Consider the following 21,478-nt stretch of genomic DNA (forward strand, 5'->3'; position numbering starts at 1 on the left):
GCGCTTTGGCGTGCAGTTGGATCAGGTGGCGGGTAAGGGCGTGGAGGGGCCGCGCGTGATGAGCGAGGTGGCACGCGGCTTTGCCCGTGAGTACCGCGCCCAGGTACAGATGGCAGCGGCAAGTCTGGACAACACCCTCTTGATGCCGATGACCGTGTTTTTCTTTGCCCCCTTCATGGCAGCCATTCTCCTGCCGATTCTGCTGGCGTTGTTCAGCGCCTTTTGAGGTGTGGCGATGATGAGTTGGAAACGCTGGACGGTTGGGGACTGGATGGGTGCCGTTGTGTTTGCCCTCTTGCTGGGCGTGCGGTTGGCACAGGTAACGGCGGGGTCGTGGATGGCGTTTCCGCTGGCGGTACAGTCCGGGCTGGCTGCTTTCCTGTTCCTCACCCGCCGGGCAGAAACGGCTGCGGCACCGCTCAACCGCAAACTGACCGCCTGGCTTGCGGCGGTACTACCGTTCGGCTTACAGCCTGCCCCTCACGAAAACGGCTGGCTGGTGATTTCATTTGCGGGAGTGGTTGTATCGTTGTGGGGACTGGCGTCTTTGGGACGCAGTTTTGGCATTGCACCGGCAGATCGGGGGCTGGTGGTGAGCGGGGCGTATCGCTTCATCCGCCACCCGATGTATGCCGGGGAGTTGCTTTCGTTTGCTGGGCTTACCCTCTCCAATCCAACCTTGTGGAATGGGATTTTGTGGATTGTTCTTGTCTTTGTTTTCGTCCTGCGGATGGGGTGGGAGGAGCGTATTCTGGACGGCTACGCAGGCTACGGTCAGCGGGTACGCTGGCGCCTGCTGCCGGGCATTTGGTAGGAGGTGTGTGTGATGGAGTGGTCTTTGATGGCAGGAATTTTTGCGGCTGGTCTTTGCGCAGGGCTGGTACTTGATCGTTTCCTGCGCTGGGTGACCAGGGAGTGAGCCTATGCGGAGTTGGTGGTCGAAACTCTCCCCCCTGGCAGGGCTGGCGATTGCCCTGGTGACGGTGACGGTGGTCATTGCCGCCTATACCGGGCCGATTCGCCCGCGCACGGTTCAGGTGCAGGACGGCTATGTGCGGACGATTTATAGAAACTCCCCCTGGGAACAGGTTTGTCGGTGTGCTTATGGCGACCCCGGTGGGCGCTGCTCAGATGGCGATGAATGGTGCTACTGCGGCGATGCGCCGTACAACAACACCAGCCTGTATACCTGCTACGAGAGCGAGCGCTATGTGGATGTCACCCACAACCCCGCCACGGTGAGCGGAAGTTTCACCTGCGGGACATGGGGTAACAACGGCTGGTGCCGGGGTGCGCCGAGCGTCAATATTTCGGCGAACGAGCCGGTCAGCGGGTATAACATCACATGGATTGAGGGCAGTTATGGGGCGGGCTATTTCAGTGTATGTAACCCGCCGGACGCTTCCAGTGTCAACTGCTCCTGGACGCCGCCAAACGGGATTTTCGAGGGCAGTAGTAAGTTGGACTTCTGGGCAAACTCGTCCTATGGCGACCAGTCCGCCGCACAAAGCCTGTCGTTCAGGGTGGATACGGGAGCGCCGTCTATCTCCCTTTCGCCATCCGGCACATTGGGAGGCGGAGGCTGGTATCGTAGCAATGTAACCGTGACCGGTAGCGGCAGTGATTCGGTCTCCGGTCTGGCAGGGATTGCAATGTCTTGTGGCAGCAATCCCTGTACAGTGACCGCCGAGGGGTCAACCACGATTACCGCTACCGCAACGGACAACGCCGGGAACACAAACAGCACCAGTCTGACCATTCGCAAGGATACCACTGCACCAGGCATCACCTTCACGCCATCCGGCACGGCAGGAAACGGCGGTTGGTATCGTTCCAATGTAACCCTCTCCGCCAATGCCACAGACGCTGCCAGTGGCGTGGCAAGTCTCTCGTTGTCCTGCGGCAGTAACCCCTGTACCATCACGGCGCAGGGAACAACGAATGTCACGGCAACAGCAACCGATGTTGCCGGAAACAGCGGGAATAACTCCACTACCATTCGCATTGACTCTGTCCCGCCAACCGCCTCCCTCTCCCCATCTGGGACATTGGGCAACAATGGCTGGTATGTCGGTAATGTGACCGTGACCACCAACGGCAGTGATGCTACCAGCGGGGTGGCCAGCACTCAAACCCGTTTGAACGGTGGAGCATGGGGCGGATCGTCCCTGACCATCACCACAGACGGGACACACACGGTTGAGGGAAGGACAACCGATGTCGCCGGAAATCAATCCTCGACTGTCTCGACCACCATCCGGCGGGATGCCACCCCGCCATCCGCCAGCCTGAATATCCCTGCTCCCAACGGACAAAACGGGTGGTTTGTCACCAGCCCAACCGTCTCGACCGATGCCACAGACGCTACCAGCGGCGTGGCAACCAGCCAGGTGCGCCTAAACGGTGGGGCCTGGCAGAGCAACGCCACAATCGGCACGGACGGCGTTCACACGGTGGAGGGACGGGCACAGGACTACGCCGGTCATTGGTCAAGCACGGTGAGCGGTACGGTGCGGGTGGATACCACCCCGCCAACCGCCAGCGTCTCCCTGCCGCCAGCCGATGGACAAAATGGCTGGTATGTCTCCGATGTGACGGTTACAGCACTGGGCAGCGATGCCACCAGCGGCGTGGCGTCCCGTCAGGTGAGCCTGGACGGTACAAACTGGGCGAATAACGACCTGACCATTACAGCAGACGGCACTTTTACCGCCACGATTCGGGTCACGGATGTCGCCGGGAACAGCCAGACGGCAACCGCAACCATCCGCAGAGATGCCACACCCCCCACGATCAACGGGCTGGATGTATCCGGCACTACCGGCAACAACGGCTGGTACCGCAGCAATGTCAATGTGAGCGGCGTCGCCAGCGATGCCACCAGCGGCATTGCCCTGGTGCAGGTAGACGGGCAATCATCCCTCAACCTTTCGGAGGGCGTTCACAATGTCCTGATTCGGGCGGTAGATGAGGCAGGCAACGAAACCACCCGGACGGTCATCGTGCGGGTGGACAGCACACCCCCCGATCTTGTCCCGCAAATCTCCGCCACAGATGGACAAAACGGCTGGCATGTGGTGGGTGCAACGCTTGACGCCGCCGCCAGCGATGCTCTCTCCGGTCTTGCCGATGTGCGGGTACGGGTGGACGGCGGAGCATGGCAGACCCTGCCGCTTGACCTGACCGATGAGGGCGTGTACGATGTCGAAATCGAGGCGGAGGATGAGGCGGGCAACCTCAGCACCCGCAGCCTGACCGTCCGCATTGACCGCACGGCTCCGTCTATCAGTCCGTCTGTCCCCCCAGCAGACGGAAACAACGGCTGGTATGTCTCACCCTTCGAGGTGAGTTACTCAACGGAGGATAACCTTTCGGGGCTGGACACAACCGCCTGGCGCCTAAACGGTGGGGCATGGCAGAGCGGCACACCCCAAATAGACGGCGAGGGCGAGACCGTGCTGGACATCCGAGCCGTGGATTACGCCGGGAACGAGCGTATCCGGCGCTACACCTTCAACCTCGACCAGACCCCGCCGGTTGGAGAAATCTCCCTGACCGGCGATACAGGCGTTGAGGGGTTGAGCCATAGCACGGCGGGAGCAACCCTGACCGGCGATACAAGTACCGAGGAGTGGTACCGCAGTACGGTGGTAGCAGTCCTGACCGGCGAGGACGCCGTTTCAGGCCTGGCAGAGGTGCGCCTGCCGCAGACGATCTTCGACACCGAGGGCTGGTATACCGTGACCGGCGAGGTGGAAGACAAAGCCGGGTGGGTGACGGAAGTCAGCCGTTCGTTCGGAATCGACCTGACCCCGCCACAGGGCAGTTTCGATGCGCTGCCCGATTTGCTCTCCGGGACGGTGACACTGGCGGGCGATGCAAACGATGTGCTTTCAGGCTTGCAACGGCTGGAAATCTCCTTCGCGATGGGCTACGAGTGGCAGGAAATTCCCTTTGCCGATGACCGCTGGACTTACGAATGGGACACGACTCAGACCAACGGCGGATACAAGCGCATTTACCTGCGCCTGACCGATAAAGCAGGCAACCAGCGCACCAAAGCCGTGGATGTGCTGGTCAGCAATGCCCTGCCGCAGGCAGCCATCACCGAATTATGGGAGATTACCGAAAGCGGGCAGGTGATGATCACCCCCGGCGATCTGCCGATCCGTCAGGTCTGCCTCGCGATTCAAGACCCGACAGACGCAAACCGCAAGGTGGAATGGTGCGGGGAGCGTGTCGAGGACATCCCCAACCCGGTGCAGTGGGACGGGCGTTTTTCGGACGGGACGCAGGCGGGCCCCGGGCAGTATCCGGTGACGGTGCTGGTAGCGGACATTGCAGGCCGCACGGTCACGGCGAGCGGAGCGGTGATCATCCCTGCTCCCACGCCCACGCCAACGGAAGAACCGACCGCCACAAAGCCGGTGGCAATTGCCGTTCTGCCGACCGCAACCCCGACCCCTACGCCTACGGCAACCCCAACCGAAACGCCAACGGAGGAGGCGGAGGAAGAACCGACCCGCACACCCCCGGCGGTGAGCATGGTCTTGCCGACCCCGCAGCCAACGGTGGCGGTCAAACCGCCCAAATTCGAGGTGCAGGCGGCGGTGGAGGTGATACGCCGGGCGTTGTGGCCGTTCCTGACCCTGATCGGGCTGGCGGCGGCACTGGGCTACTCGGCGATGAGAGATGAACGGCCCAAGGCGATTCGCAAACTGGCGGAGCGCATGGAACGAATCAAACAATTACAGGAGGTGAAGTAATCATGGATTTATGGGCAATCGCAACGCTGGCTGCCGTGCTGATGCTCGGCGCCATCCTGACCCTCTACAACTCCCGCCAGGCGCAAGCCCTGCGGGAGATGGAGCAGGTACTTTCAGACTGGTACCTGATGCAGGTGGCCGAAAGGCGCGAAAAACAGCGTCAGGCGGTCAAGGTGGATGACCCGTTGGTCTGGCTGGGGCAACAGATTGACCTGACCCTGACCGGCGTGGAGCGTCAGCAGGAAGCGGCGCAAGCGGTGAGTTTTCTCACCGACAACGCCACCCGCCTGGTGGTCTCGCCGTTTTCTCCTGACCGGCTGAAACGGGTCTTGAAGCCGCTGGAAGCCCGTAACGGCAAGGTGGCCAATCTGGTGGACCCGCTTCTGGGACGCAATCCCGGTAAGGTGCAGGTCGAGGAGCGCTCGATCCTGAACGCCGGGGAGTGGTTCGATGTCGAAGCCGGGCTGGTTGGTCAGGCTCTTGGTATCAACTGGGGCGAACCCAAGCGGCTGTACTTCTATCGCGTGCCGTTGGCGGAGAAGAAGTAATCATGTGGCTTACAGCGTCCCTTGTCCTGTGGCTGACGGTCTGCGCCGTGCAAGACCTGCTTCGCAGGCAGGTCTCGAACTGGCTGACCCTGCCCGCCTTCCTTCTGGCGGGACTATGGGCGGTCTGGCACGGCGGGGAAACGCTGCTGCTATTCGGACTGGTGACGCTGATCATGGTCTGGTCGTGGCAGAAAGGAGTGGGAGCAGCGGACGGGAAGATAATGGCTGTTCTGGCGGTGTTCATGCCCGCAGGTTTCCTGCTGGCGGTTGTACTCCGGCTACTGGTCGGAGGGTGGTTGTGGATGCGGCACGGGCGGGCGGCTCGCTTTCCCGCCGTTCCCGTGTTTGCCGCAGGCGCGGTACTTTCAATTCCAATTCAATTTCTTTCGGGAGGTTAATTATGTTCGACAAAATCAAACTGTTCTTGCTGAGCCGTGAGGCGAACGACATGGCGAGTACGCCGTAGTCGGTGCGCTCATCCTGCTGGTTGCCCTGGCGGGCTTTCAGGCGTTGGGCGTCAACATCCTGGGCAAGATCATGCAGGTTGCCGCCGGTATCTAAACGGAGGATGGCGATGGTCAAAAGACGGCATGAGGCTGGGAATGCGATGGCGGAAACCGCCGTATCGCTGCCGGTGGTGCTGGTCTTGACCTTTGCGCTGATCAACTTTGCCATTGCCGGTTACGCCTCGGTTGCAGCGGCAAACGCCGCCAATTACGGGGCGCGGGTTGGCTCGGTCACCCAGGGCGGGGCAGCGGCGGCTGCGGCTTCCGCTGCCCATGCCGCCCTGTCCCGTACCATGATCGGCGAGTACTCCGTAGCCGCTTCGGGCGGCGGTCGTCCGGGGTCTATGGTAGTCGTCACGGTCAACTGGACGGCCCCCAATTACATCGGCTCGATGCTGGGACTGCTGGGCGGCGGCGGATCGGTGGAGTTCAAAGGTCAGGCACAGGCCACCTTCCGACAAGAGGGATGGTAAGCGATGACTACGAAAGATAGTAAGAAATTACTATTTCGCCGTAGGGAACGCGGGCAGACGATGCCGTACTTTGTCATCGTCATGGCATTCGTAGTCATCCCGCTGGCTGTGCTGACGGTTGACATCGTGCGGGCGTTGTACCTGCAAGCCCAGTTGCAAGCGGCGGCGGACGCTGCCTGTGAAGCAGCGGCGCAGGCATTGGACACGCCCACCTTTGTCCGCACCGGCGCACGGCAAATCAACCTGGGTTTGGGTGCCTCCTACGCTGCCCAGGCTTTCAGCGGGACGGTGGCAAACAAGGGCATTGTCGGCTATTCGCCTGCCCTGACCGGCATATCGCTGTTATCGCCAACCGTGGCGCGCTGCACCGCCAGCGCCGGGCTGAAACTGCTCATCCCCTCCTCACCCCAATTGACCGTGCGGGTGGTGGCGGTTTCGGAGATGCGGGTCAACCGGCGTTAGGGAGTTTGACGGATGCCCGGGGTCTGCCAAACTCACCTGGGTGCGGGGATCCAAATTCGGCGAAAGGAGGTCTCCGCCCTATGAGGAGTGCAGCCGCAAGTTTGTGGCTGTCTGCCATGCAGGTAGCAGCCGCCCTGTTCGTGGGAAACCTGCTCGCCAAACGGGTACTGGCGATGATCTACCATCTGGTGGTCGGGCTGACCTGGTAGGTGAGCGGCGGCAGGCGCAAGGCACAAGCCAAACGCCTGCCCCACGACACGGGCAGAAAGGAGTGCATTTTGGAGATCGAGATTGACGCAAAAGAGTTTTCGGTAGTGACCACGATTGTGGCTGTCATTGCCCTGATTCTGCTGGGTGTGCTGGGCTGGTTGTTCACACCGGAGGGCGGCAAAGTCCTGACCTACTCCGAGTGGCAACTTCACAAGGCGGAGCGGGAGTACCAGCGAGAACTCCGCAATTTACAGAAAACCTGCGAGGAAATGACGGCGCTGCTGGACAAGCCGCTGGATGCCCTGCGGGTGCAGGTGGCAGCAGACCGTATCCTGAACGATTTGGAGAAAGGCGGCCAGGCCGTCTTGCAGCCCCAGCGGGAGGCGGTGGCTGCTGCGGCTCAAGCCCTGCGTAACTGGGCGATGGGCGACAGTCGTGAGCGGGCGGTGGAAGCAGTAGCAGAAGCCAGCCGCAAGGTGGCGGAGGTGAGCGATGGAAGCCTACCGTGAGCGGGCGTTAGAAGACATCCTCAATGCCGAGCGGGAACTGCGCCAGAACGCCGAGCGAATGGCACGGGAGTACCGTGATCTGGTGCTGGAACTGGCGCAGCGCCTGGCCGGTGAGGCGTTGGAAGCCCGCAGGCGGGACAATCCGGTCATTCCGCAAGTCTGGACGGCGGCGGATTGGACGGCGTTTTGGAGCGGCGTCAGTGTCGGTCAGAACGGCTGGGCGAAGCCGAAGAGCAACGGGCATGAGGCACTGGAACGGCGTATCGTCCAGTTGGAAGGCGAACTGAACGCCCTGCGGGAACGGCTGGAACGAGCGCAGATGGAAGCGGCGCAGGAACGCCGTACCCGTGAGGAGTTGCAGAAGCGGCTGGAAGAAGCGAAGGCAAAGGAAAAGCCGAAGGACACCCAACCGAAGGGCGAAGCCAAACGAACGGCGGAGCGCATCCTCACCCCTGACGAACTGCCGCAGTTGTGGCGCAGCCTGGTCGAGGAGATGAGCAGGATGGTGATCCCGTCGGCCCCGGAGCGTTTCAAGGTGCAGTTGAATCCGAGAGATTCGACCATCCGCTACCGGCGCAAGGTGCTGGTGCTGTACACGATTGCAAGAGGGGGCATCAGCAGCCGCATGGAGATTGACCGGGTGGTGAGCGTGGTTGAGCAATTGTCCGAACGGACAAACTCGGTGCGCCGTCCAACGGACGATCTGGTGAAAAGCGGTCTGCTGGTGAGCGAGACGATTCGCATGTACAAGCCGTTTGAGACCGGTCTGGCGGTGTACCGGCTCTCGGAGGACGGCAAAGCCCTGTGCGCCTTGTGGGGCTGGCAGACGGTTGAGAACGAATGGGAGCGGCTGATGCGGCTGCACCAGGGAGCGGAGCAGGAAGCGCACACGGTGATGACGCTGGCGTTTGCCCTGCATGCCCGCCTGCGCGGTTGGGACGCCGTGATCCTGCCGGAGGTTGACGGTGCGGCAAAACCCGATTTGCAGGTAGATCGTGGTGGCGAACGCTGGTATGTCGAGGTGGAGCGTGGAGACGGAAGCCGCCGCAAGTGGAAGAACCTGGCAGGGTTGAACGGTGGCAGGGTGGCGTTGTGTGCGGCGAATGTCGAAGGGCGTGAGAAGTTGGTGCGGGACTGCAAGGCGGAGCGGTTGAGCGGCGTGGCCACCGATTTGAAAACGCTCAGTTTCGTTGGGGACGAATTGCGCAAGATGACCGACATTACCCCACAAGAACCCTTGTGGCTGGAACGCTGGTAAGCGGACGGGGGCGGGGGAAGCGTCCCCCTCTCCCGTCCGGGGATCAGCCCGTACCTGGTCTCCGGGGTGGCTCGTTGACAGCAGAATCCGGCGGAGTGGCTGCTCTCCATTTCCCGGCGCGCTTACCCGTAGCGTGTCGGGACGAGGTGGCGGCTGGCTGCCTTCTCTGTCTGCTCATTCGTGAGGGTGGGCAGCCAGAGGGCAGCCAGCCCAAAAAACCACTCGAAAAGGAGAGCAGCCATGAAAAGTCTTGTTTTGTTCCTGTTGGTCGGAGCCGGATTGTACCTCGCGGGGGTGGATTTCGAGACCCTCTTGGGCCTGGACACCGCCACTGTGGATACCGTCCTGCTGGTTGTGGCGGCGCTGTTCGCTGTGGCGTTCGTTGTCCGCATGGTGTGGACGGCGGTGTACATCGGCAGCGGACAGTACGCGCTGGACAAACGGCTTGACCAGTGGATCAAGTAACCGCCGTATGTGTGCCAACACGAGCCACAGACCGCCTGCCCACCTCCCGCAGGCGGTTTACTTTTTTTCTGTTAATCATTGGATTATTTTGACCATCTTACTAATCGATTACGGCATTCCTCAGCAGGTAGCCTTGCACCTGATTCGAGCATTTGTTCAAGAGCTTTCTTAGCCTGTTTCGGCGTAAGTACCTTGAATTCCAACATTTCATCAAGCAACCAGAGAATACCATGAACTTTAAGTCCATTGGCATTTGCCAGCTCACTGAGCCGACGATCTCCCGTTACAAGGATTGTATCCAGCTTTTTAGCGATTAAGAATGCAGCCAAGTCGATTATTGAAAGGTTGCGATAAGATCGGCGTAGTTGGTACAGAATTTCGATTTGATCGGCGGGCAACTCGTATGCTTTAAGTCCCAGCACTTCCAGCGTCTTCCATTCCGGTTGAACGAGCTCTGGAATTGCAAAATCCGGGATCAAAAACTGATAGGGAAGGCGGAAAACCTTGACCAGGACGCTTCCATTTTCGAGATCAATCCAAATGTTGGTGTCAGTGACGAGAACGGATTGCAATGTCATGGTGTTGGAGTGCCTCCGACATCCAATGCAGTTGTAAAGGTCCGCCGAGTAGTTCTTGCGCTCTGGAACGCGAGATCAAATCCTCTGCCAAAGCTCGATAAATAAGACGCTCCATACGATAAGGCTTTTCGTTAGGCAGTGCCTCACCCGGCTCCTGACGATGCCAGCCATTGGCTCGGAAGCGATGGAAGAGTCTCGTAGCGGCATTCTCCGATATAATACCCAAATCTTTGGCTCGGAAGATCCAGGCTTGCATGCTCATACCGTACTTGTGCTTTAGCAAATACAGCTCGTTCATATCCAGTGTAGTGCGCCTGGAACCCAGTTCGAAGCGGGCTACTTGCGTCGGAACCAGAAATGCCCCAACAAACCTGTGACAGGCAGGTTCAGGATCAATCCCTTCTTTTAAATCCAAGATCAAGTGTCCTACTTCATGCCCCAGGTTGAAGCGCTGCCGGTCGCCGGGAAGCTCAGCCTTCGATACGATTACCGGAATACCGTCAGCCATGAAAGTGCAGGAGTCGAAATGCTCAAACCCCGAGACCAACCCCACTTTTATGCCTTGATCTTCAAGCACTTGGGTCAGGTTTTCGATTGGATCAAGACCAAGGTTCCAGTTCTCACGCAATTTTAAAGCGGCGTCTTCTACCTGCTCTATCGTTTGTATCGAATATGAAGGCAAGTTAACTGATCGTTTTTCATCCGGAAAAAGGCTTTCGATCTCCAAGTATCGTTCCAACCACTCTTGAATCCGCATCTGAATGGCTTCTTGCTCTTTTACACCCAACGCGGCGTGTTTGCGATATGCCTGGAGATGGACAGATACCGTATTGGGGCGCAACAAGAAATCAACGGATACATCCAGTGCCTCTGCCAAACGAAGCAAAACACCCGAACTGGGGGTATCCAGGTCACGCTCGTATTTTGAAATTGCCATTGCACTGATCTCAGCCTTTTGTGCAAGGCTTCGTAAGCTCATATAGTTTGCCTTACGCGCCTGCTTGATGCGCTGGCCGATGGTCATTGTTGCCTCCTTTCTTGCTTGTTCAGTATACAGAATAACATATTTTATATATTTTGTAAACCGATTATCTGAAGTTCAGAAACGAGTCAGGACAAGGGATGAACGATGGCGGCGAACGATGCCAAAGCATCCTTGACAATTGCCTGCCACTTACGAGGCGGAAGCCTCCATTTCTATTTGAGTAAGATGAACAAATCGGAATAGCGCTGCCATTTCCTGCCGATTGTATTGGGAATGACGTTGGTGCTGCCCTGTGGTTGGCTTGGCTGCCCATACAGGTGGTCTCGCAAGCCTTCACCGATCAACAGGGTGATGGCATAAACCAACAACCATACCGCCACCATCTTTTCCATGCTCTCCTGCCGCTTGTTCATCAAGCGGCTCATCCCCAGCAGTCCCTTCAAATCCCGGAAGGTTGCCTCGATGTTCATCCCCGTGCACGCTCGATCTCGGTTACGTCGCCAATCACAAACTTGGCTTGCTCTCGAAACAAACGCCACAACACCAGGCGCGGGTCAACCTGCCGCACAAAGCGCTGCAGCCGTTTGTACGCCGCCGCACTGCTCCCTCGCATCTAAGCCGCAATCTCACTCAAGCGTAGCGAGCGCGCTATTTGGATCGCCTCCCCAACCTTGCTAACTTTGGCAGCTGGTATCGGATCATCAAAAAATGTCTGCATGAAAGAACCCAAATGGATAAACTGGCTCATGAGGAGCCCCCTTCCGATAGTTTGTTGCAAACCAGGTGAATTGGTGTTTAGGATCCTTTTGATTCAGATATCCCAACTCATGGCCGTATTTTAGGCTATGTGAGATCCACGATATATTTATTCATTCTTAAGTCTTAATTCCATTGGTAATAACCCATAAAATGAACCTTTGCCTCTGTATCTTTGGAAATTCGGTGCAGAAATTTCCCCTTTTATATTACGGACTTTGATAACATAATTTTCTACAGCAACGAGACGCCATATTCTTCCTCCCAGCACAAACACTTTGTCAAATGTGCCAGCAATCTTTCCAATTTCTAACCCTGAGTCAATATCAATAACCCTATAACTTTGGGGGTCTGGAATATTAGAATGAATTCGCCCTTTTTCACCTAAATTTAATAATTTAGAGGATGGAAAATATCGACTTGCTATAAATTCAACCCATCCATTAATTTTTAAATTGGTCAATATAAGCTTTGAAGTTTCCTTAGAACACAAAGTAGTAATAAGTTGCAAAATCTGTTCTTCGTTTAGACCTTCAGGATTTTGATAAAGATACGAAAAAATTTGCTGTACAGCTACGGATATGTCCGGTTCATATATTTCCTCGGGTAATTCACCGGAAATCGCAGTTTTGAACATTAGATCCATCATGTTTTGTTCCTCTTGGGAGGTTGTAATAACAACTACATTTATCACACCTTGCCTACGGTTTCCTCGGCCAATCCGTTGAAGAAGTGAGGATATACTCCAAGGCGGTTCACAAAGGACAATCAAGTCTATATTTCCAATATCAATTCCTACTTCTAAAGTCGAAGTAGCGACACAAACAGCCAAATCCGACTCTTTCATGACATTTTCGGCTTCTTCGCGCACTTGGCGAGAAAGACTCCCGTGGTGTGTTAAGACAGGATATGGATACCACAATTTTGTAAGCTCTGCTGCTACAACCTCAACCGATTCCCTTGTGTTGCAAAAGAATAGAATTTTATACCAGCGTTTATTCTTAGCCAGACGATACACATCCTCAAATGAGTTCAGAAAACGGTAAGATATTTCTCGCTGCCCTGGCACTTTTATTACTTCAAATTTTCTTACATATCTTTCAGCAACCTGTTCGGGAGAAGACACTGTTGCAGAAAGCAAACAAACAGACAAATTATCTATTTTTACAATTTTTTCAAGCCTGCAAAGGAGAAGACGGAGCTGGTCACCTCGATATGTGTTATCCAACATGTGAATTTCGTCTAGAATTACAATTTTCACGTTCTCGAGCATTCGGGAATGACGACAAATCAGGGAGTCTAAAGATTCTGGAGTAGTGATTAGAAAATTTGGAATACTTTTTTTGGAAAAAAATATTTTATCTCCATGTTTCAAGGCTGTGTCAATACCCATATCCCTTAAGGGACCCTCAATTCTAAAATAAGTATCATTCGCTAGCGCTCGAGTGGGAACAATATACAAAACTGCTAGTCCTTCCCATCTTTCTGATATAAACCTTTCCGCAATTGGAGCAACAACTGCCTCAGTTTTTCCCGAGGCAGTTGGAGATGTCAAAAAAACATTTTTATTATCAAGAATTTTTGGTATAGTCACCAATTGAATTGGCGTAAGCTTGCCAAATCTTGTAAAGAATGGTATCCAAGCATGCCGGAGTCTATTCCGTATTTTTTTTAATTCTTGCGTTTCTGAGTTATTTATCATCTGAACTTTTTTCAATGCCTAGTCTTAGCAGATCTAATCCTTCAACTGAACCTTTTACAAAAAACCGAGTTGTCAAATTTTTATTGATAAGTATTTTGAATACTTTTTCTGAGTCCTGAGAATTTAGTTTAAATTCATAGGCTTCCTCGTATAACCTACACACATGGGCGAAAACCTCACCCATGTGTTCTATTGATAGATGAGTTAAGTTCAATTTAGGGGTGTCCTTAATTTTAACATTATTCCATTCCAGAGAGGTGAATGCAAACAATAGCTTCAGACCACTGGGTTTTTTATATAGAAATGGGATAGATGCTCCTTCTCCAATACCGCAATAATCTAGTCCTGAAAAATAAGGATTTCTCAATAAATTTTCATTATTCCTAGCTGTACCAATAAGGCTACCAATAAAATTTTTTGATTTTTCATCTTGATATGAAGAATGGCTCATTGCTACCGTTTCTGCCTCATCGAAAATCAGCAACAATCCTCGTAATCCTAATTGTGTTGCTGCCCATCCGTAGCTACTAAGCAAGTAACAATAAACATTCGCTGCCGTAAAAGATTTATACAAAGTCGGCACTAGATTAATCTTTTTTACTTCCCTTCCTTCAATCCATTCCCAAAACATATCATCGTTTAGATGATTTCTCATATGCTTTATATAAAAGTTATCCTTGAGAAGATTCTGTGTTGCAACAATTTTAATGAAATCTCGAAAACCTTTTGGCTTTAAACTATTTTTGTCTGGATAAATAAAATTCTTAACCAAGTACTTATACACCAACTTTGGCTGATAGAAAGGAGTTTCATTAGGATCCATCTCAACCCAAGCCACAGCGTAGTCGTTTTGTAATGCATAACTTTTAGCATAATGAATCAGGTGGGTTTTTCCGGTTCCGTATTCGCCAATAATGAATAGAGAACCATCCTCAGAAGATTTTAGCCAATTCATAATCAGCTGAGTTTCCTGATCACGTCCAAAAGTAAAATCTGTAACACAATCGTATGGAACAATTCCCATACGAAATGCTTCAATCATCCGTCGTTTCTTTAGACGCTCTTGAGAATAAGTTGATGTTTTTATAATCTTTCCAGTCATATTCTGTGTTTTTGCTTGGGTTATTTCGGTAATCTTCACCCAACGGCTCATTCCATCCTGGAAAGATACGAGGAGAAGAAAACCATTGTTACGAGTAAGTTTCACAATACCAGAGCCATATCTTGGGTGATTGACTTTCTGAATTGACATTTTTACTCCCCCGGTCTGTTTTACTATTCAAGGTCTTCAAATGTTGGCAATTTTCCTGCGTTTTTGAGAATATGAAATGCCTTAATTACATTCTGAACAAATAGTCGCTTGTATCCAATATCTCCATAACGTTGATCGTAAGCCGATTTTGCAACCAGCGAGATGGTTTCACTTGATAATTGGTGATCCAATTTACAATCATAGGCTATTTCGTAGATTTGTTTTAGTTTATTTCCAACTTCTAATAAGAATGAAATGGGCTCGATTGAAAGTCTTTCCAATTCAATTCTTACTCCTGTGGGGTTAAATGCATCAAAAATCGTTGCTAAACGTTGTTTAAGCGCTTCGTAAATTTGTGTTCGACCTTCAAGAAAATTCTCATCAGGTACTGCATAGAAAATCATCACACTTTGAAAGGCCGTATGCCCACATTCATCAATGATTTCTCGTAAATTATTTAGGTGTAATTCCCGCTGTTTTGTGCTGAGACTGGGAACACGCTCTGCTTCATCCAATAGGATTACTAACCCCGAATAACCGATTTGCCGAACCCACTGCACCAAAGAACGAATCAGAGGGAATGCAGTTGTTTTATCAACTCGTTGTAAGATACCAAAATGCCCATGAATATGGCGATCATAACCATCGCCAGTAAGCCATTGGCATATCTGGATGAACTTTTCTTCTTCATTACACATTAAAGAACGAAAAGCAGATTTTACTGCTTTATCAAAACTCAGGCTCTCCACACCATAAATATTGTCAAGATGGTCAGATAACTGATCCTCTAATTCGTTATTTGAAAATCCCCTTGCAATAAATTCTTTATATCTTGCGCTAAACCAAGAACGGATGAAACTTACAATCCCCTGTTCATAACCCGAGAGTAGCTCATCAGCTGTTAGGGGCGGCCACAAACCCCTCACGATCGCCTTATAAACTAGATCAAGCTGGTGAAAAGGACTCTGTTTAGGACTTAAGGGAACATATGATACAACGAAATTATTTATCCATGCTATGTCTCGAACAGAGTAGAGGAAATGCGTCTTACCTCCTCCGTATGTTCCCACCACCATCTTGAAAGTTGAACCACCTTCCTTTATGAAGGTAGAAAGGTATTCTTCGTCAATAATTGAAAGATACGGATCAAGACCTGCTGTGAAAAATTGAAAACCATACTGTGGCGGGATTCCATTTGCCCCCACAGTGTTAATAATGTTTCTAGCCACTTTTGAGTTAATATCATTGCTCATTTCTTTCCTCCTTGATAGCCAAGTGGGAATAAGTCGTTCCACTTCCATGATCATCCTGAGGTACCCACAAGAAGTCAGAGCGGCGTCTTGTATATTCGCGAGTAGCTACTTTGAGATGAATTTGTGAGGCGAAGAGATTGGTCTGTTTATGTTTTTGTAATCTAAAAAGGTCATAACTAAAATCGCTTCGGCTATAACTCCCCTGATTTATACTCTCTCTGCCTTCTATTAAGGGCGAAGAGGAAATCAAAGCTGAAATCTGTTCATACACTTTAATAATTTGTACAAATTCTCCATGAGACGATCCTTCAATACAGCTATAATAAGCCTTTCGTAGTAGTTCTATAAATTCATCAATAGGTAATTTTGAGCCAATATTCTGCTTTTGCTCATTTATCTGGGAAGCAATTTCCCCGGTAGAAAGGTAGCATTCCGTTAAGATCTCTTGCTTGGGTCCGTACCATATTTTTGCTTTCCCTCGTTCAAAGTCACACTCAATCGTAAAAATACCGGCTTCCAATTTTGGTAAGTGGCCAGATAGGGACAATTCAATTTTTGCCAATTCCTCTTCGAGCTCTGTACCAATCCTTTTTTTAAATTCTTTTTCTGAATTCATTATCTCAGATTGATATTGGCTTACCCAATTCTTTAGATTATCAAGCAAGCAGATTATTTGATCGTTTTTTTCAATTATGTTGAAAATTTTTTTAATTTTAAGTTTAATTTTGAAAAGATTTTCATTGCGGCTTTGTTCCAGATGAGAAACCTCCCTTAGCAAACCAATTATCGTTTTAATTTCATTTTGTTGCTTTTGGTATTCTTTTATTAGTTGCTCTAGTTCCATTTCTAGTTTGTCCTTTCTGTTTTATTTTTGAGAATTTCTTATGAATTATTTGACTAGCAGCATGGTGAAAAATTCCGGTCTCTCTATTTTTCATTCATCATATCTTTGTACCAATCTTCGAAGTCTCCCCTTCTACTTTTTTCATTATTTTGTTTCCGCTTATTGTAATCATTTTTTGCTTTACGAATTTCATCTTGAAGGGGGTGTGTGGGAAGGAATTTATCCCGAATTGGAACAAGATTTTTTCCTTGAGCACTTTGATAGAAAATCTCTCCCTCTATGGTAAGGTAAAAATTTACCCCACCTGGAGGGAATGTTGGTAAAGGATATGACCATTCTGGTTGAATTTGATCAACTTTTCTTAAGATTAACTTTGGTGCTTTCATCTCTTGCTCAATATTAACAGCAACCTTATAAACAGGTCTTGATGTCGCCTGATAGTCTTTATGAAAATTCAAGTAATCATAGGGCAAAATGACCGATTTACGTTGCATGTAATCGCTCGACTCTATATATAACTCGTAAGGCGGAAAACAAATTGAATAATTTTGTTCATGGTGAGAATAAGCACCACCGATTGCAACAGCTAAAATCGGTTCAATGATTTTCTGGTCTGAAAACTTTTTTTCATCAAAGTATTTGGATAACTGTTTTTTTACATAGGGGATTTTGGTGATGCCCCCTATTAAAACAACTCGATCAATATATTCATTAGCCATTTTAAGATTAAAACTTATAATATTACTGGCATTCGGCAATTTGCCATTCTTAGCTTGATCTTTAGTGTGGTAGTATGCATACATTAACCTGCAAGCCCTTTCAGTACACTCCAAACTTTTTTGGATAATATTCGAAGAATCGAGTAATTGTTCAAATGTTTCTCTGGAAATTTCGAACGAAAAGTTACCGAACTCAGGTAAGAGTAGATTATCAGTAATACGCTCGTAGAATGAAAGTTCTTCTTTGTATTTCTTTGCTGTCTGTTTAAGACCGCCTAGAGTGATTGGATCTAATTTCCGATTTAAGCGCTCTACAGGTAAATTCAGATTCTTGGAAATAGACTCTAATAAGTAGTCAAAAATTAAACTGTCGATGTCGTCTCCGCCTAACCAACTTTCTCCATCGGTAGCCAGTACAGTTATTTGCTTGTTTTCGTCAATACTTACAATTGCAACATCAAATGTACCACCACCAAAATCATAAACTAATACATTACCAACAGGTTCTTTTTCAAAACGGGCGAAGGTGTAACTTGATAAAACAGGCTCCTCAATAATATTTCTAATCCTTACACTTTCCATTCCAACTTTATGGGCAACTGAAAGTAAGAGTTTCCTTTGTTTCTCATTAAACCTTGCTCCACAACCAATATTTACAGGAATCAATTCAACATCTTCCTTTGTTAGCTCGATATTATATTTTGACTTGATTGTTTGAATGGCTCGATTCAATACCTCCTGAAGGATTATGAACACTATATCTTCTCGATCGATGGGTTTTTCTCCATCTATAATGACTTTACCCTCCTTATTGCACCGTGAACCCGGTGAAAATTGTCCATTCTTGCATTGAACACCATCACAACCTAGAAACCGTTTTATGGAACGGATAGTCCTTTCGGGATCTCCGTAACTCTCTGCTTCTTCGCCGACAACAACTCTATTTCTCCATTCGCCATCACCAGGTTTAATATAAACAACTGATGGCATCAGGAATGGATTATCGCCCGTTCCAATTGGCAAAACCTCAGGTGGTTTGTTATTAACTTGGAAGGAAATTTCAGTTGTGCTAGTACCAAAATCTATACCCAAACGTATCTTATCTTTCTCAACCGGCACAGAGATCTTAGAATGATTTTGCGAGATTTTTGTCTGAGCATTTTCTTTGAAAGCTGGAATCTCCTCAATAATTGCATTCTTTTGATGTTCGAATTTTGGTTCGTTGATAATTTCTTCTTCTTGGTTTGTCCAATTTTTCCAATCTTTTCCGACACTTTCTCCGTTTTCAATGTCTTTCAGGAGTTGTTTAAGGGCATCTATGTTCAGATCACCAAATAATTCTCGAATTTGGCTTGATATTTGCTTTTTTATCTCTTCTACAATGATCGGGGGAATACTGTTGTCGGCGTTTTGAACAGGGGTATCCAAATCTTTCGGTTTTATGTTGAATATTTTGATAATTAATTTCTTAAGCTTGCTCATCGTTTTTCCTCATCTCATACGATTCTCTTTTTTACTATCGCTGGCTTTAGAACGAGAGATTTTCCTTCTGGGGTATGAATCACGAACCCCCGTTCTTCTATGCTAACCCAATCTCCGTCCTTAACATCCTCACTTGCCAAAACCTTATGTATCTTCGGATCAAATCGGACTTGTTGATTTATTTCTCCGATACTTTCGATATGATATTTCTTCATTAGCCGTAAAAACTTCCAAGTAATTGCTCTTAAGTCCTCAAAAGAGGCATAATTTATCAAAATGTACCGTTCTACTTCTACTACTAGATGAATCAGGTCTAGAAGAATCCGTTTTTGGCTCTGGAATTCTGATTGTTCTTTAGATATCTCAACTAAGCCCCTTAATTCACTAATTACCTGATCCATTTCGCCGATTTTTTTTGATAATTTCTCGTTCTTTTCTAATTCAATTTGGTAATTATTTTTTAATTCGGTTAATTCATTCAACAAAGCAGCATTTTTTTCTTCAGAAAATCTGTAGAACGCATTTACTAGTATCTCATCTCGATAAGCGGTATTGTGTTGGTTATCATGAATCATTTGCCAATATAATTGTTGACGTAAAATATCCACGTCACTTTTCCATGAATATTGGTTATCATCATAAACCCTCAAGAAATCCAAATATGGTAATAATTTTAGCTTTTCAGTATAAGATGAATTTATAGCAATTTCATATACGCATTTTCCAAATTCTTCTTTCATACTTTGGGTTGTTAGTTTCGGGAGCGATTTAAATATGGCTTCTACACAATTGGAAGGGTTCTTGTTGTTTTCTTTTATCAGTCTTAGATATAGCTCAATATTATCTTCATGAAGGTTTTCTTCTAGCAAGGGGATAATTTTGTTTACAAAATCACCAAGTATTTCTTGAGTTGATTTTAGTTCGATTACTCTGAGCCAAAATTTTTGATATTTTTTGCTGGTTAACTCAAGATATACTTGCCAATTGCTATGTTTGCCTAACTCATTCCACTTTCCTTGAAGAGCAACAACCAAACCAACCGTTTCTGTCAGGATGGAATAATCTATCTGGGTTTTACAAATATCATTGACCCAGGAAATAAAATAACGAAAATGCTCATAAAGGGTGTTCCATTCGTCAAGATCAATCCTCATATTAAGAATAATTTTAGAAATAGAGTTTATTCGTCGACTTAAACACGAAATAACGCTCTTGTTATTCAAGTTTTCCTTATTTGGTAAATTTTCTCTAAACCCATATTCTATTAGTTTAAGGAAAATTGTAGGTTCTTTTTCTTCTAAGAACCATTGTTCTACGATATCAATGGTTTTCTTGGTTGCTGCTATGCCAGTTATCAGTAAAAATTTTTCCTTAGTGTTTAGATTATTTTTGTTCTGATATAACGCCATAGAAATTCTTTTTCCTACATCAGGTTCGTATTGATACAGCGGAATATCTAGTTCGATTAGATCAGAAAGGATTATTGTCTGATCCCATAGGTTGAGATCCACTAAATTAAAATAGACACGAAGTCTGAGATTTTGGTCATATTTTTTCGAGTGAATTATCGTTTTCAAAAAGTTTTCAATTGTGTTGATCTGTTCGAGTGATAAAGTTTCTCCTTCTTGTTGTTTCTCTATTGCTATAAATCCATATCTAATCGCCTTTTCCAATCTTCCAGATGTTTTTTCTTTTTCAAAGAGAGCATAATATTGTTCAGCTAACGACTGATATTCTTTGGCTATAGAAAATATTTGTCTTGAGGATTGACTTCTGTCGATTCGCGGATCTTTTTTTATTTTACTTTTTGCTTCTATCCACCATTTATCCCAGTCTGGAATCAGAAATCTTAAGTGATGTCTTAATTGATCTGTTTTTGCTTGGTGATCTTTAAAATCGAGTAGAGTCAGGTAAATAACTTCACTGTGATTGTGTTTTATCAATTCATTGGCTTTTAGAGGGTCATTAAACGCTAAAACTAAAAAGCTGGATGGGTCTAACTTCACAGTGTATGAATTACGAATATAGTTACTTGTCATTTTCTTTTGTATGTACTCTTTACCTACAAAAAAACGAACCTCGTATTCTGGATTGTTTTTATCCCCACTAATTACATCTACATCCAGAATTTTTCCAATCCCCTGTTCTTCATTGTAAATGTATTCCTCTTTCCTAAGTTCCATGGTTAGTGTAAAACCTTTCTTACAAATTTATATATGAATATATATAACCCAAGTTGCCACATAGAGAGGTGAGAGGAAGATGGTACAGGCTAATTTTGGTAAGTTAAGTGTACTAGAAGGATGTAAATTAGGATATATTAAATTATCTCGATTTTAACTCGCTTCAATAACTACCTATAACCTCTTTAGTTATTATAAGTAAACTTGAGTAGTTATCATCTATGAAATTTGACACAAGGACGATGGCTACGTTTGTCAAAAAGAGATTCTCGTCGAAAACTAACAAGTAATTCTGTAATCCCATAACCTTGAGTTGAACTGTGAAGTTCACTTTGGCTATTATCAATTCGCTTTAAGTTATTTATTGAATCGGAGGTTTATGAGATTTTCAAAAGCTCTCTTGGGGTTAAAGGCCCCTTTATAAGAGTTGAAACAGCGAAGATTTTGTTGCTAATAACAAGAGAGTAATGTGTGAAGCAATCTTCTTGTTCGGATAATCTGACAATCCCTCATTATGTCTTTATATG

General features: G+C 48.3%; 20 protein-coding genes and 1 pseudogene. 11 read left to right on the plus strand and 10 right to left on the minus strand.

All coding sequences use genetic code 11. The features are described from left to right. The 11 genes and pseudogenes from VAE48_RS10485 to VAE48_RS10535 form a co-directional block, all read left to right on the plus strand. Positions 1–226: pseudogene (locus VAE48_RS10485) on the plus strand (hypothetical protein); the annotation flags it as partial. 9 nt (positions 227–235) lie between these two features. Continuing rightward, positions 236–814 (plus strand): methyltransferase family protein, encoded by a 579-nt coding sequence (locus VAE48_RS10490; RefSeq protein WP_322793276.1) that lies wholly within the window; start codon positions 236–238, stop codon positions 812–814. 109 nt (positions 815–923) lie between these two features. Continuing rightward, complete coding sequence (locus VAE48_RS10495; RefSeq protein ID WP_322793277.1) at positions 924–4,766, plus strand: OmpL47-type beta-barrel domain-containing protein; 3,843 nt, start codon at positions 924–926, stop codon at positions 4,764–4,766. 2 nt (positions 4,767–4,768) lie between these two features. Then, positions 4,769–5,314, plus strand: a complete 546-nt coding sequence (locus VAE48_RS10500; protein WP_322793278.1) for a hypothetical protein — start codon at positions 4,769–4,771, stop codon at positions 5,312–5,314. Between the two features lie 2 nt (positions 5,315–5,316). Then, complete coding sequence (locus tag VAE48_RS10505) at positions 5,317–5,712, plus strand: prepilin peptidase (protein ID WP_322793279.1); 396 nt, start codon at positions 5,317–5,319, stop codon at positions 5,710–5,712. A 176-nt stretch (positions 5,713–5,888) separates the two neighbouring features. Next, positions 5,889–6,293, plus strand: coding sequence for a TadE/TadG family type IV pilus assembly protein (locus VAE48_RS10510; RefSeq protein ID WP_322793280.1), 405 nt, complete (start codon positions 5,889–5,891; stop codon positions 6,291–6,293). Positions 6,294–6,296: 3 nt separating this feature from the next. Beyond that, entirely contained in the window at positions 6,297–6,755 is a 459-nt protein-coding gene (locus VAE48_RS10515; RefSeq protein ID WP_322793281.1) for a pilus assembly protein TadG-related protein, read from the plus strand. Between the two features lie 80 nt (positions 6,756–6,835). Continuing rightward, on the plus strand, positions 6,836–6,964 hold the full coding sequence (locus VAE48_RS10520) for a hypothetical protein (RefSeq protein WP_322793282.1): 129 nt from the start codon (positions 6,836–6,838) through the stop codon (positions 6,962–6,964). A gap of 69 nt (positions 6,965–7,033) precedes the next feature. Next, the gene (locus VAE48_RS10525) at positions 7,034–7,474 is read left to right on the plus strand and encodes a hypothetical protein (protein WP_322793283.1); all 441 of its coding nucleotides are present in this window, start codon (positions 7,034–7,036) and stop codon (positions 7,472–7,474) included. Continuing rightward, complete coding sequence (locus VAE48_RS10530) at positions 7,458–8,732, plus strand: hypothetical protein (RefSeq protein WP_322793284.1); 1,275 nt, start codon at positions 7,458–7,460, stop codon at positions 8,730–8,732. Before VAE48_RS10525 ends, VAE48_RS10530 begins: the two co-directional genes overlap by 17 nt. A 240-nt stretch (positions 8,733–8,972) precedes the next feature. Beyond that, positions 8,973–9,197, plus strand: a complete 225-nt coding sequence (locus VAE48_RS10535; protein WP_322793285.1) for a hypothetical protein — start codon at positions 8,973–8,975, stop codon at positions 9,195–9,197. 83 nt (positions 9,198–9,280) lie between these two features. On the opposite strand, the gene VAE48_RS10540 is transcribed toward VAE48_RS10535, so the two are convergent. The 10 genes from VAE48_RS10540 to grpE form a co-directional block, all read right to left on the minus strand. Next, positions 9,281–9,775, minus strand: coding sequence for a hypothetical protein (locus tag VAE48_RS10540; RefSeq protein ID WP_322793286.1), 495 nt, complete (start codon positions 9,773–9,775; stop codon positions 9,281–9,283). Beyond that, positions 9,747–10,799 carry an XRE family transcriptional regulator gene (locus tag VAE48_RS10545; protein WP_322793287.1) on the minus strand — a complete coding sequence of 351 codons (1,053 nt, stop codon included), beginning with the start codon at positions 10,797–10,799 and terminating at the stop codon, positions 9,747–9,749. Before VAE48_RS10545 ends, VAE48_RS10540 begins: the two co-directional genes overlap by 29 nt. A 173-nt stretch (positions 10,800–10,972) precedes the next feature. Further along, the gene (locus VAE48_RS10550) at positions 10,973–11,230 is read right to left on the minus strand and encodes a hypothetical protein (protein ID WP_322793288.1); all 258 of its coding nucleotides are present in this window, start codon (positions 11,228–11,230) and stop codon (positions 10,973–10,975) included. Continuing rightward, positions 11,227–11,373: a hypothetical protein gene (locus tag VAE48_RS10555; protein WP_322793289.1), complete on the minus strand. Its 147-nt coding sequence runs from the start codon at positions 11,371–11,373 to the stop codon at positions 11,227–11,229. Before VAE48_RS10555 ends, VAE48_RS10550 begins: the two co-directional genes overlap by 4 nt. 252 nt (positions 11,374–11,625) lie before the next feature. After that, positions 11,626–13,233 (minus strand): DEAD/DEAH box helicase, encoded by a 1,608-nt coding sequence (locus tag VAE48_RS10560; protein ID WP_322793290.1) that lies wholly within the window; start codon positions 13,231–13,233, stop codon positions 11,626–11,628. Beyond that, positions 13,208–14,470, minus strand: coding sequence for a BREX system ATP-binding domain-containing protein (locus VAE48_RS10565; protein WP_322793291.1), 1,263 nt, complete (start codon positions 14,468–14,470; stop codon positions 13,208–13,210). The genes VAE48_RS10560 and VAE48_RS10565 overlap by 26 nt, the downstream gene beginning before the upstream one ends. 23 nt (positions 14,471–14,493) lie before the next feature. Next, the gene (locus tag VAE48_RS10570) at positions 14,494–15,723 is read right to left on the minus strand and encodes a BREX system ATP-binding domain-containing protein (protein WP_322793292.1); all 1,230 of its coding nucleotides are present in this window, start codon (positions 15,721–15,723) and stop codon (positions 14,494–14,496) included. After that, the gene (locus VAE48_RS10575) at positions 15,713–16,567 is read right to left on the minus strand and encodes a hypothetical protein (protein ID WP_322793293.1); all 855 of its coding nucleotides are present in this window, start codon (positions 16,565–16,567) and stop codon (positions 15,713–15,715) included. The genes VAE48_RS10570 and VAE48_RS10575 overlap by 11 nt, the downstream gene beginning before the upstream one ends. A gap of 83 nt (positions 16,568–16,650) precedes the next feature. Continuing rightward, positions 16,651–18,768 carry an Hsp70 family protein gene (locus VAE48_RS10580; protein ID WP_322793294.1) on the minus strand — a complete coding sequence of 706 codons (2,118 nt, stop codon included), beginning with the start codon at positions 18,766–18,768 and terminating at the stop codon, positions 16,651–16,653. Between the two features lie 14 nt (positions 18,769–18,782). Further along, complete coding sequence (gene grpE / locus VAE48_RS10585; protein ID WP_322793295.1) at positions 18,783–20,951, minus strand: nucleotide exchange factor GrpE; 2,169 nt, start codon at positions 20,949–20,951, stop codon at positions 18,783–18,785. Between the last annotated feature and the right edge of the window lie 527 nt (positions 20,952–21,478).

The sequence above is a fragment of the Bellilinea sp. genome (assembly GCF_034432615.1).
In the GTDB taxonomy this organism is placed as follows: domain Bacteria; phylum Chloroflexota; class Anaerolineae; order Anaerolineales; family Anaerolineaceae; genus Bellilinea.

Coding starts and splice junctions, on each gene's coding strand:
- VAE48_RS10555 (WP_322793289.1), bottom strand. CDS start 11,373: ATGCGAGGGAGCAGTGCGGCGGCGTACAAACGGCTGCAGCGCTTTGTG.
- VAE48_RS10545 (WP_322793287.1), bottom strand. CDS start 10,799: ATGACCATCGGCCAGCGCATCAAGCAGGCGCGTAAGGCAAACTATATG.
- VAE48_RS10535 (WP_322793285.1), top strand. CDS start 8,973: ATGAAAAGTCTTGTTTTGTTCCTGTTGGTCGGAGCCGGATTGTACCTC.
- VAE48_RS10510 (WP_322793280.1), top strand. CDS start 5,889: ATGGTCAAAAGACGGCATGAGGCTGGGAATGCGATGGCGGAAACCGCC.
- VAE48_RS10490 (WP_322793276.1), top strand. CDS start 236: ATGATGAGTTGGAAACGCTGGACGGTTGGGGACTGGATGGGTGCCGTT.
- VAE48_RS10520 (WP_322793282.1), top strand. CDS start 6,836: ATGAGGAGTGCAGCCGCAAGTTTGTGGCTGTCTGCCATGCAGGTAGCA.
- VAE48_RS10540 (WP_322793286.1), bottom strand. CDS start 9,775: ATGACATTGCAATCCGTTCTCGTCACTGACACCAACATTTGGATTGAT.
- VAE48_RS10565 (WP_322793291.1), bottom strand. CDS start 14,470: ATGTCAATTCAGAAAGTCAATCACCCAAGATATGGCTCTGGTATTGTG.
- VAE48_RS10495 (WP_322793277.1), top strand. CDS start 924: ATGCGGAGTTGGTGGTCGAAACTCTCCCCCCTGGCAGGGCTGGCGATT.
- VAE48_RS10550 (WP_322793288.1), bottom strand. CDS start 11,230: ATGAACATCGAGGCAACCTTCCGGGATTTGAAGGGACTGCTGGGGATG.
- VAE48_RS10505 (WP_322793279.1), top strand. CDS start 5,317: ATGTGGCTTACAGCGTCCCTTGTCCTGTGGCTGACGGTCTGCGCCGTG.
- VAE48_RS10570 (WP_322793292.1), bottom strand. CDS start 15,723: ATGAGCAATGATATTAACTCAAAAGTGGCTAGAAACATTATTAACACT.
- VAE48_RS10575 (WP_322793293.1), bottom strand. CDS start 16,567: ATGGAACTAGAGCAACTAATAAAAGAATACCAAAAGCAACAAAATGAA.
- VAE48_RS10580 (WP_322793294.1), bottom strand. CDS start 18,768: ATGAGCAAGCTTAAGAAATTAATTATCAAAATATTCAACATAAAACCG.
- VAE48_RS10530 (WP_322793284.1), top strand. CDS start 7,458: ATGGAAGCCTACCGTGAGCGGGCGTTAGAAGACATCCTCAATGCCGAG.
- VAE48_RS10500 (WP_322793278.1), top strand. CDS start 4,769: ATGGATTTATGGGCAATCGCAACGCTGGCTGCCGTGCTGATGCTCGGC.
- grpE (WP_322793295.1), bottom strand. CDS start 20,951: ATGGAACTTAGGAAAGAGGAATACATTTACAATGAAGAACAGGGGATT.
- VAE48_RS10515 (WP_322793281.1), top strand. CDS start 6,297: ATGACTACGAAAGATAGTAAGAAATTACTATTTCGCCGTAGGGAACGC.